The sequence below is a fragment of the Shewanella saliphila genome, assembly GCF_014648295.1.
In the GTDB taxonomy this organism is placed as follows: Bacteria; Pseudomonadota; Gammaproteobacteria; order Enterobacterales; family Shewanellaceae; genus Shewanella; species Shewanella saliphila.
The window spans coordinates 1-10800 of the sequence record NZ_BMQV01000015.1; the positions used below are offsets into that span (position 1 = coordinate 1).

At 44.4% G+C, this 10800-nt stretch carries 8 protein-coding genes and 1 rRNA gene; 1 reads left to right on the top strand and 8 read right to left on the bottom strand.

Annotation, left to right across the window (positions count from 1 at the left end):
- From IEY48_RS08995 to IEY48_RS09005, 3 genes are all read right to left on the bottom strand, one after another.
- Positions 1-116 (bottom strand): 16S ribosomal RNA (locus tag IEY48_RS08995); the annotation flags it as partial.
- 609 nt (positions 117-725) lie between these two features.
- Positions 726-3449, bottom strand: a complete 2724-nt coding sequence (gene secA, locus IEY48_RS09000) for a preprotein translocase subunit SecA (RefSeq protein WP_188919450.1) — start codon at positions 3447-3449, stop codon at positions 726-728.
- A gap of 58 nt (positions 3450-3507) precedes the next feature.
- Entirely contained in the window at positions 3508-4407 is a 900-nt protein-coding gene (locus IEY48_RS09005) for a peptidoglycan DD-metalloendopeptidase family protein (RefSeq protein WP_188919452.1), read from the bottom strand.
- 27 nt (positions 4408-4434) lie between these two features.
- Between IEY48_RS09005 and IEY48_RS09010 the strand changes: the two genes are divergently transcribed.
- Positions 4435-4887: a DUF721 domain-containing protein gene (locus tag IEY48_RS09010; protein WP_188919454.1), complete on the top strand. Its 453-nt coding sequence runs from the start codon at positions 4435-4437 to the stop codon at positions 4885-4887.
- A gap of 3 nt (positions 4888-4890) precedes the next feature.
- Here the strand turns inward: IEY48_RS09010 and lpxC are convergent, their stop codons facing one another.
- The 5 genes from lpxC to murC all read right to left on the bottom strand — a co-directional run bounded on the left by lpxC (position 4891) and on the right by murC (position 10799).
- The gene (lpxC, locus tag IEY48_RS09015; protein ID WP_188919456.1) at positions 4891-5811 is read right to left on the bottom strand and encodes a UDP-3-O-acyl-N-acetylglucosamine deacetylase; all 921 of its coding nucleotides are present in this window, start codon (positions 5809-5811) and stop codon (positions 4891-4893) included.
- Between the two features lie 210 nt (positions 5812-6021).
- Positions 6022-7191: a cell division protein FtsZ gene (gene ftsZ, locus IEY48_RS09020; protein WP_188919458.1), complete on the bottom strand. Its 1170-nt coding sequence runs from the start codon at positions 7189-7191 to the stop codon at positions 6022-6024.
- 26 nt (positions 7192-7217) lie between these two features.
- Positions 7218-8453, bottom strand: a complete 1236-nt coding sequence (ftsA, locus tag IEY48_RS09025) for a cell division protein FtsA (protein WP_101088499.1) — start codon at positions 8451-8453, stop codon at positions 7218-7220.
- Positions 8450-9220 carry a cell division protein FtsQ/DivIB gene (locus tag IEY48_RS09030; protein WP_188919460.1) on the bottom strand — a complete coding sequence of 257 codons (771 nt, stop codon included), beginning with the start codon at positions 9218-9220 and terminating at the stop codon, positions 8450-8452. The genes ftsA and IEY48_RS09030 overlap by 4 nt, the downstream gene beginning before the upstream one ends.
- Before the next feature lie 112 nt (positions 9221-9332).
- A complete protein-coding gene (gene murC, locus IEY48_RS09035) occupies positions 9333-10799 on the bottom strand; it encodes a UDP-N-acetylmuramate--L-alanine ligase (RefSeq protein WP_188919462.1) in 1467 nt (488 codons plus the stop codon).
- Position 10800 lies beyond the last annotated feature (1 nt).

Sequence of the window (10800 nt, forward strand, 5' to 3'; positions counted from 1 at the left end):
ACCCGTCCGCCGCTCGTCAGCAAAGTAAGCAAGCTTACTCTCTGTTACCGCTCGACTTGCATGTGTTAGGCCTGCCGCCAGCGTTCAATCTGAGCCATGATCAAACTCTTCAATTAAAGTTTTTTTGTTCGACTACGTCGAACGGCTCAATGAATTCTACTGTCTTAATTCGCTTCGCTCAAAGAGCTCACAAATTACTCACTACATTGCTGTAGCTTCATATTACTATGAACATTCTCATCATTGAGTTAAATTTTTTGATTGCCTACGTTCCGAAGAACAAGAAGACAATTTCGAATAACTCAACACCTGTGAATGCCCACACAGATTACTTGATAAATTGTTAAAGAGCGTTGACCGTTTCAGTAGGTCAGGGCTGCGTATTTTACGCATTCCCTTTATGGCGTCAAGTGTTTTTTCAAACTTCTTTTTGCCGTTATCTTCACTACCTCAATAGCTTGATAACACTCACCGGTTTTTGCTTTCGCTGTCTGCCGTGTCAGTGGATGCGCATTATAGGCAGCTTAAGATTTAGTGCAAGCGCTTTTGTGCAAAAAAATGATCTTTTTACGATCTTTTATGCCTTTAGCCACTTAACTACACGATACGCACTATTTACCCCCAAAGTTATCCACAATGGCTTTATTTTGTTGGTATTTTGTCGACGTTAGAAACAATAAAGGCAGCGTGTATACGCTGCCTTTATTCACAATGAATTTGATAAATTAACTGAGTTTACCGTGACATTGTTTGTACTTTAGACCTGAACCACATGGGCATGGATCATTACGACCCACCTTTTCACCATCACGAACAACTGTTTTTGGTGCTTCTGGTGCTGGTTCTTCTGATCCACCTGTGAGAGATTCCGCTGCTGCGTGTTGATAAGCATGTTCAATCTTAGCTTCTTCCTCACGGCGGCGCTGTTCCATTTCGTCGACATCTGATTGTGCTTGTACTTGCACTTTCGACAATACGCTAATGACATCATTTTTTAATGTCTCTAACATTTGTTGGAATAACTCAAATGACTCACGCTTATATTCTTGCTTTGGATTCTTTTGCGCGTAACCACGTAGGTGGATACCTTGGCGTAAATGATCCATCGCCGCAAGATGTTCTTTCCATAGGCCGTCAAGCGTTTGAAGCATGACTGCTTTCTCAAATTGGCGTAGCACTTGTGCGCCAACCATTTGCTCTTTGGTTTGGTAGGCTTGCGTCCAAGTATCGGCAATACGCTCACGCAATGTTTCTTCGTGAAGGTCTTCTTCTTTATCTAACCATTCTTGAATGGTGAGTTTAAGATTAAACTCATTTGATAAACGTTGCTCTAAACCTGGAACATCCCACAACTCTTCTAATGATTGTGGTGGAATATATTGATCGATAACACCAGCGATAACATCTTGTTCAATGTTTTTAATGGTGTCTTCAATACTTTCTGCGTCCATTAACTCGTTTCGTTGAGCGTAGACCACTTGACGTTGGTCATTAGCCACGTCGTCATATTCTAGAAGTTGTTTACGAATATCGAAGTTACGTGCTTCTACTTTACGTTGAGCATTTTCGATGGCGCGCGACACCCATGGATGTTCAATCGCTTCGCCTTCTTCCATACCCAGCTTTTTCATCATGCCCGATACACGGTCTGATGCGAAGATACGCATTAAGCTATCTTCCATAGATAAGTAGAAACGTGATGAACCCGCATCACCTTGACGACCAGCACGACCACGTAACTGATTATCGATACGGCGAGATTCGTGACGCTCTGTGCCTAGGATGTGTAAACCACCGGCGGCAAGTACTTCATCATGACGGATTTTCCAATCAGCTTTAATCTTAGCTTTTTGCTCAGCCGTAGGGTTGGCTAACGCTTCGATTTCCATGTTCCAGTTACCGCCTAATACGATATCTGTACCACGACCAGCCATGTTAGTTGCAATGGTTACTGCACCTAAGCTACCGGCTTGGGCAACAATCTCAGCTTCTTTTTCATGGAATTTAGCATTCAGTACGCTATGTGGAATTTTAGCCTTTTTCAATAATCCATTAAGCAATTCTGATTGCTCAATTGACACTGTACCGACCAATACCGGCTGACCGCGTTCGCGACAACTTTCGATATCTTTAATAATGGCGGCATATTTCTCAGCTGCGGTCAGATAGACTAAGTCAGCCATATCATTACGCACCATTGGGCGGTTTGTTGGAAGCACTACCGTATCTAAGCCGTAGATGTGTTGAAATTCGAATGCTTCAGTATCTGCTGTACCAGTCATACCCGCTAGCTTTTCATACTGACGGAAGTAGTTCTGAAAAGTAATCGAGGCTAGTGTTTGGTTTTCATTTTGAATTTTAACACGCTCTTTCGCTTCTACAGCTTGGTGTAATCCTTCAGACCAACGACGACCAGGCATTGTACGACCTGTGTGTTCATCAACAATGATGACTTCATCGTCTTGTACAATATAGTCGACATCTTTTTCAAATAAGGTGTGCGCACGTAATGCAGCATTAACATGGTGCAGTAACGAAATGTTAGTCGCTGAATACAGTGAATCGCCTTCGGCAAGCATACCTTTTTCGATCAGCAGTAATTCGACTTTTTCTTGACCTCGTTCAGTTAAATGAACCTGTTTACCTTTCTCATCGATGCTGTAGTCGCCATCACCAATTTCGTCTTCTGTGTCTTCTTTATCTTGACGAATTAAGCTTGGGATTAACAAGTTAATTTTAGTGTAAAGCTCAGAGCTATCTTCAGCTGCGCCAGAAATAATTAATGGTGTACGCGCTTCATCGATTAAGATTGAATCGACTTCGTCAATCAGTGCGTAGTGCAGTGGACGTTGTACCCGTTCTTGCGGTGAAAAAGCCATATTATCGCGTAGATAATCAAAGCCAAATTCGTTGTTAGTACCGTAAGTAATATCTGAATTGTAAGCTTCTTTCTTTTCAAACTGACCTAGTCCGGCTACGTTAATACCTACCGTTAGACCTAAGAACTCAAATAATGGGCGGTTGTTTTCGGCATCACGACGAGCTAAGTAGTCGTTGACGGTAATGATGTGTACACCCTTACCTGTTAAACCGTTAAGGTATGCTGGTAATGTTGCCGTTAAGGTTTTACCTTCACCGGTTCTCATTTCAGCAATACGGTTACTGTCTAAAACCATACCACCCAGCAGCTGAACGTCGAAGTGACGCATTTCAAATACACGCTTTGATGCTTCACGAACTACAGCAAAGGCTTCTGCCATGATGTCATCAAGAGTTTCACCGCCGTCAAGGCGCTTGCGAAACTCTTCCGTTTTAGCTTTCAATTCGTCATTAGATAACTTTTCATAATCCGCTTCTAATGCATTAATTTGGTTTACAATTTTTCCGAGACTTTTCAGGGTACGGTCGTTGCGACTTCCGAATACTTTTGTCAGTAGTTTGCCTAACATCTTAATCACTTATCTGTTGTAGGTTTGGCTCATTTGAGCGCATTAACCGTTAATATTATTAACTTGCTTTGCGGTAGACGTACTTTTGTGGATCGATTTGCTGTTTACCGCGCAACACTTCGTAATGCACATGGGGGCCCGTTGACCGGCCTGTGCTTCCCATACTGGCAATTTTATCGCCTTTGGCAACGACGTCACCTACGTTTACTGACAGAGATTTATTATGACCATAACGAGTGCGAAGACCATTTCCATGATCAATTTCGACTAACTCACCATATCCAAACATGCTTCCTGACCATGTTACTACGCCTGCTGCAGTCGCAATAACATCTGCCCCTTCTTTGCCAGCGAAATCAATACCTTTATGCATTGTTCGGCGGCCATTAAAAGGGTCATTTCGTAAACCATAGGGCGAAGATAACCAACCTTTCTTGATTGGCCGCCCTGATATATAACGCTCTTCATCTATATGGAGATTAGATGCCACTGTTTCAAGTAGTGATAGCTGAACATTATTATTATCAATTCTGAATGCCAGCTTATTCATTTCATCCATAAGCTGACCTAATTCGACGCCATTACCTATTTCGCTTAAGCCACCGATGCCTACTTCTGCTGAGAAGTCGAATTGATCATCAAGAAGATTGTTTTGCGCAACTTGTTGGCCTAGAGCTTCAAGTCGGGTAATTTTGGCTTGCATTTTTGCCACGTGCGCAACGAGCGTTGCTAATTGGGTTTCAGTGGCGCTTTTGAGTTCTAACACTTGTTGCTTTTGCTGCTCGCGCAATTGTTTGTTTTCGTCAACTTTAGCTTGTTGGCTAGCAAATCGCTCTGTGTTGTATTGGTATATTCCTGTGCCTGTGGCCATCAGAATAATAGGTAGGAGTAACCACCGTTTGCTAGGTTGCCAACGTGTTACGCCATTTCGACCTTGGATAAAAACTGTTACACTCATAGCCTAATTCAGCCATCTTATTATCATATGAAAAAGCCCCCTCAAGATCTCAGCAATTTAGTCCATTTGTCAGGGCGACTACCTGAACTTGCCGAGAAAGCAGAACTATTAAATAGTCTGAATCAATATGTAAAACAGACATTAACTGGTCCTGTGGCCGAGCAGCTTAAAGTTGCCAATCTCCGCCAGGGTGTTCTTGTAATTGAAACCACTTCAGCAGCATGGGCTGCGAGAATTAATTTTCAAAAGCAGAAGCTATTACTACAGCTTCAAGTTGACACGCTTCCGATGCTTACCGCTATTGAGGTAAAAGTCAATCCTGGGCTTGCCTTAGCGAGACCAAAACCCACAACTAATCAAAATGCAATCAGTTCAACTGCGGCACAACATATTGAAGCATTAGCGGAGCATGTCGATGGTACGCTAGGTGAAAAACTAAAACGGCTGGCTGCATTAGCCAGCCGTAATAGGCAATCTTAACGGTTAAGCGTGCGCCAGCGCACCCGGAACCATGAAGCTGACGGGAACATCAGCCTCTTTGTCAAAGCTAACAAGTTCCCATGCATCTTGCTGGGCAAGTAACGCTCTCACAAGTTGGTTGTTAAGTGCGTGACCGGTTTTATATGCCGTAAACTCGCCAACAATGGCATGACCTGCTACGTACAAGTCACCAAATGCGTCGAGAATTTTATGCTTAACGAATTCGTCTTCATAACGCAGACCATCAGGGTTTAATACACGATATTCGTCAAGTACAACGGCATTTTCCATGCTGCCACCTAGTGCAAGGTTATTTGCACGTAGGTATTCAATATCACGCATAAAACCAAATGTTCTGGCACGACTAATGTCTTTTACAAACGCTGAAGTCGAAAAATCCATAATCATGTGTTGTTGACTACGGGCAATTTCAGGGTGAGCAAAGTCAATTTTAAAATTAACTCTAAAACCTTTAAAAGGTGTTAGCTCTGCCCATTTATCACCATCTTCAACACGCACAGGCTTAGTGATTTTAAGGTATTTTTTCGGTGCGGCTTGTTCTTTAATCCCTGCACTTTGCAGTAAGAACACAAACGGACTTGCACTGCCATCCATAATCGGGATTTCTGGTGCATCGACTTCGATAATGGCATTATCGATACCTAAGCCGGCAAGTGCTGCAAACAAATGCTCAATCGTTGAAATTCTAATACCAGCATCATTGACTAAGGCTGTACACATGGTTGTTTCGCGCACCATATCCGCCTTGGCTGGAATAGACACAGCGGGGCTAAGATCGGTACGTTTTAGTACAATCCCTGTATTTACTGGTGCGGGCATAATGCATAGAGTCACTTTATTGCCAGAATGCAATCCGACTCCAGTGCTCTTCACCATTTTTTGAACAGTTCTTTGAAAAATCATTCAGTAACCCGTAAATATCAATATTAAACAAATAGTTGCAAAAATAGCCTAAGACTATCATGCAGATCTGGTATGACATGCTATCATAAGTTTGGATTTTCACAAAAAAATCACGCACTCAGTAGCAAAATCGTGAACCGACCTACAAAATAATCTTTTTCACAACAGCGTACTCATTAATCACGCAAAACATCACGTTTTATCCGAGTTTTAGTCAGCCTGCTTACGCAAGAATGCTGGAATATCAAGATAGTCAGCATCTGGGCGTTGAGTAGGTTGTGGCTGTGGTACCGCATTGCCTTTTGGCGCCGCTGTATAGCTAGTTTGAGGAGCAACCTCTTCAACTGGCTCTGGACGTGGCTCAATGGCAACTGGCTCTGGACGCGCAACTGGCTTAGAAACCAATTGAATGTCTGGCTTTTTCTCTGCGCCAATACCAGTAGCAACTACAGTTACGCGTAACTCTTCGCTCATTTCAGGGTCAATTACCGCACCCACAACCACTGTCGCGTTGTCTGATGCGTAAGCTTTAACATGGTTACCCACGGTTTCAAGCTCTTCGATACTGATATCCATACCGGCAGTGATGTTAACTAACACGCCACGCGCACCCGCTAAATCAATATCTTCAAGTAATGGACTGGCAACAGCTGCTTCTGCGGCTTCTTCTGCACGGTCGTCACCTGTTGCAACACCGGTACCCATCATGGCATTACCCATTTCTGACATCACGGTTTTCACATCGGCGAAATCGACGTTAATTAGGCCTGGGCGAGTAATTAGCTCAGCAATACCTTGAACCGCACCAAGAAGTACGTTGTTAGCGGCAGCAAAAGCATCAAGTAGTGATGTGCCACGGCCAAGTACTTTAAGCAGCTTTTCATTTGGGATCGTAATTAACGAATCCACATGTTTAGCTAGCTCTGCAATCCCTAGCTCAGCGTAAGCCATACGCTTTTTGCCTTCAAATGGGAATGGCTTGGTTACAACAGCAACGGTTAAAATGCCTTCTTCGCGTGCGATTTCTGCAACAACTGGAGCGGCACCAGTACCGGTACCACCACCCATTCCGGCTGCGATAAAGATCATGTCAGATCCTTTAATCGCAGCGCGGATGTTTTCGCGATCTTCTTCAGCAGCTTGACGACCCACATCTGGGTTTGCGCCTGCACCAAGGCCTTTAGTGACATCACGACCCAGCTGGATTGTTGAACCCGCGCTTGATTTGCGTAATGCCTGGGCATCTGTATTTGTGACGATAAATTCAACACCTTCGATGCTGTGTTTTACCATATGTTCGACGGCGTTTCCGCCACCACCACCGACGCCGATGACCTTAATCACCGCTTCGTCTGAATGAGTGTCCATGATCTCAAACATTGTCTGATCTCCGTATGTCTGCGTTATTAAAATTCACCTTTAAACCAACTTTTGACCCGATTCAAAAAGCTGGTAACCCCTTGACGCTCAGGTCGCTCAAACTGACGTTCGATAACTCGCCTTGCGCCATAATGAAGCAAGCCTATTCCTGTTGAGTAAATAGGTTGATCCACATATTCGTATAACCCTTTTACAGGCAATGGTGATGCCACACGAACTGGCATACCAAATGTTGCCTCGGCAATGTCAACTGCACCTGATATTGAGGACGTACCTCCGGTGAGCACTATGCCTGCTGCAATTTGGTCTTCTAACCCACTGTCTTGCAGCTGCTTGAGCACAAGCTCAAACAATTCTTGGTATCTTGGCTCGACTACTTCTGCCAATGTATGTCTGGACATACTGCGCGAAGGACGACCGCCCACTGACGGAACTTCAATGCTGTCTTCGCGGCTCACCGTTGAACTTCTTGCGCTGGCAAATTGCACTTTAATTTGCTCAGCATGTGTTAACGGTGTTCTGAATATTTTGGCGATGTCGCTGGTGACTTGGTTGCCCGCGACCGGGATAACCGCACAGTGACGTAATGCGCCGTTGGTATATACAGCAATATCGGTTGTTCCACCACCAATATCGACGATACATACGCCTAAATCCTTCTCGTCATTGGTCAATACAGAGTCTGCCGACGCAATACCAGAAAACACTAAGTCGTCGACTTTTAAACCACAACGTTCAACACTTTTCGTGATGTTCTTTGCCATGTCGTTTGCACAGGTCACGATGTGTGCTTTAGCTTCCATACGCATGCCCGACATACCGATTGGGCTTTTAATGCCGTCTTGCACGTCGATTGAGTATTCTTGCGGTAACACATGTAAAATACGACGCTCTGTTGGTATTTTTACCGAACGTGCCGTGTGAATAACATTGTCGACGTCTTCTTGTGTGACTTCTTCGTCATTAATCGACACCATGCCATTTTCATTTTGGCAAGCAATGTGTTTACCCGAAATACTTAAGTACACTGACGATACTTGGCAGTCGGCCATTAGCTCGGCTTGATCTAATGCGCGCTGTACACTGCGTACAATCGAGTCAAGATCGTTAACACCGCCTTTGTCCATTCCGCGTGAGGGATGGTTACCTAAACCAATGACACTAATCTCACCATCAGGTAATACTTCACCAATGATCACTGCGACCTTGGATGTCCCTATATCTAGCCCCACGATGAGGTTTCTTTCCTGATTCTTGGTCATTTATTGTCGGCTCTCTGTTTTGGATCATCCCAGCCTACTGCAAACCCGGTATCGTATCGTAAATCAACGGTTGCAACTGGTTTATTACTTTGCTTCAAAGTAGGATACACATTAATAAATCGTTGTATCCGTGACATTTTATCTTCTCGCCCTAGTTCAATCTCAATCCCGTTCGCTAATACAGCATGCCAAGCGTGACGTGGACTTAATCGCAAATTGACTAAGGTAAAACCATTAATTGTGAGCAAATCATTTAACTGCTGAAAACTGGTTAACACTTCTTGTTCTGTCCCTTCTGGGCCAGATAACATGGGCAAAGTCGCATGCTGTGCATGAGCTAGCGCTTCAAATACTTCACCATTTACATTTAACCAAGCCGTATTATTCCAATGCGCTACGGCTTGTTGTTCTTGCAGTGTGACTTTAAATTTTGCCGGCCATTCGCGTCTTACTGAAGCATGATAAACCCACGGCAATGCCTCTAATGCTTTTTGTACATCGACAACATCTGCGCTAAAAAAACTATTTTGCATTAACGATTGCAGCGCATTTTTTATTTCGTCATCGGTGGTGAAAACCCGTTCACCTTTAAGCGCTACCGCCTCAATAGGTAGGGCATCTGCGTCATTGAGCAAGTTATGAAGCTGAAAACCACCCCAAGCAATTGTGCCGAGCACACTCAACAAAAACAGTACGCCAGTGCAAAAGTACCAATTTACACGAGCTAGGTTATGTTTTAGTTGGCGCCCTTTATCGCTCCACGACACCTTAGTTCCGCCTCTGACGTTGTTCCGGGGTTAGCCCCAAAAGATCGGCCATTATATCGACCAACCCTTACGGATTAAAGCTCGATTTTTAAACGCAACAATTGACGATAAATCAATCATTTCCTTGTTCTTCTTCCTGCACTTTAAAGCCTAGTTCGCTGATGGCTAACTCTTTCGATAATGCCCCGATATTGCCTGCACCTTGGGTTAAAAATAAGTCCCCTTGTTGCAATACATCTGGTAACACGGCAGCGAGTTGGTCTGGACTAGCCACGAAAATGGGGTCTACCTGTCCACGCAAACGAATTGAGCGGCATAAAGCTCGTCCATCTGCACCAGGGATTGGCGCTTCACCTGCTGCATAAACATCAAGTAGCAACAAGCTATCGACTTGCGATAACACATCAACAAAGTCTTCATATAAATCACGTGTACGGCTGTAACGATGCGGTTGGTAAGCCATCACTAAGCGCTTATCTGGCCAACCAGCTCGCGCCGCTTTAATCGTTGCTAACACTTCACTTGGGTGATGACCATAGTCGTCGACCAACATGACATTACCATTAGGGGTAGCAAACTCACCTAAATGCTGGAAGCGACGGCCAATGCCTTCAAACTCAGCCAATGCTTGTACAATGGCCTCGTCGTCAATATCGTCTTCACTTGCAACCGCTATCGCAGCTAACGCATTGAGTACGTTATGCTGCCCAGGTAGATTAAGCACAATGTCTAAATCATCTTTAGCATGACGCTTAACGGTAAAACTTGACTGATGTCCGTTTTGAGCAAAGTTAATCGCTTGTACATCGGCATCGTCACTAAAACCATAGGTGACAACTTGACGGCCAATGCGCGGCATGATCTCGCGGATCACTTCATCATCAATACACATCACGGCGACGCCATAAAACGGTAAGTTATGTAAAAAGTCGACAAAGGTGTTTTTTAACTTTTCAAAGTCGCCACCGTAGGTGTCCATGTGATCGGCTTCAATATTGGTGATCACACTCACCATAGGTTGTAAGTGTAAAAAGCTGGCATCACTTTCGTCTGCTTCAGCAATCAAGTAACGGCTAGTACCTAAGCGTGCATTGGTACCTGCGCTATTTAACAGCCCACCAATGACAAAGGTCGGGTCACGTTCAGCTTGACCATACACACTGGCTATTAAGCTCGTAGTGGTGGTTTTACCGTGAGTGCCTGCAATAGCGACCCCATGGCGATAACGCATTAGCTCTGCCAGCATTTCAGCACGGCGAACAATCGGGATACGTAACTCTTTGGCGGTAATAATTTCAGGGTTTTGCGGGTTGATTGCCGTCGATACCACCACAACATCGACGTTTTCGACGCTCTGGGCCTGATGGCCAATAATAATCTTGGCGCCTAAACGCTGCAGACGTTCTGTCACACTGTTTACGGCAATGTCAGAACCGCTAATTTGATAGCCTTCGTTGACTAATACTTCGGCAATACCACCCATGCCAGCACCACCGATGCCAACAAAATGAATGCGCTTGATCCGTCTCATTTCTGGGATCATGCTACGAAGCTGTGCGTATCTTTCTGTCTTTGTCATT

Coding starts and splice junctions, on each gene's coding strand:
- lpxC (WP_188919456.1), bottom strand. CDS start 5,811: ATGATTTTTCAAAGAACTGTTCAAAAAATGGTGAAGAGCACTGGAGTC.
- IEY48_RS09010 (WP_188919454.1), top strand. CDS start 4,435: ATGAAAAAGCCCCCTCAAGATCTCAGCAATTTAGTCCATTTGTCAGGG.
- ftsA (WP_101088499.1), bottom strand. CDS start 8,453: ATGACCAAGAATCAGGAAAGAAACCTCATCGTGGGGCTAGATATAGGG.
- ftsZ (WP_188919458.1), bottom strand. CDS start 7,191: ATGTTTGAGATCATGGACACTCATTCAGACGAAGCGGTGATTAAGGTC.
- murC (WP_188919462.1), bottom strand. CDS start 10,799: ATGACAAAGACAGAAAGATACGCACAGCTTCGTAGCATGATCCCAGAA.
- secA (WP_188919450.1), bottom strand. CDS start 3,449: ATGTTAGGCAAACTACTGACAAAAGTATTCGGAAGTCGCAACGACCGT.
- IEY48_RS09005 (WP_188919452.1), bottom strand. CDS start 4,407: ATGAGTGTAACAGTTTTTATCCAAGGTCGAAATGGCGTAACACGTTGG.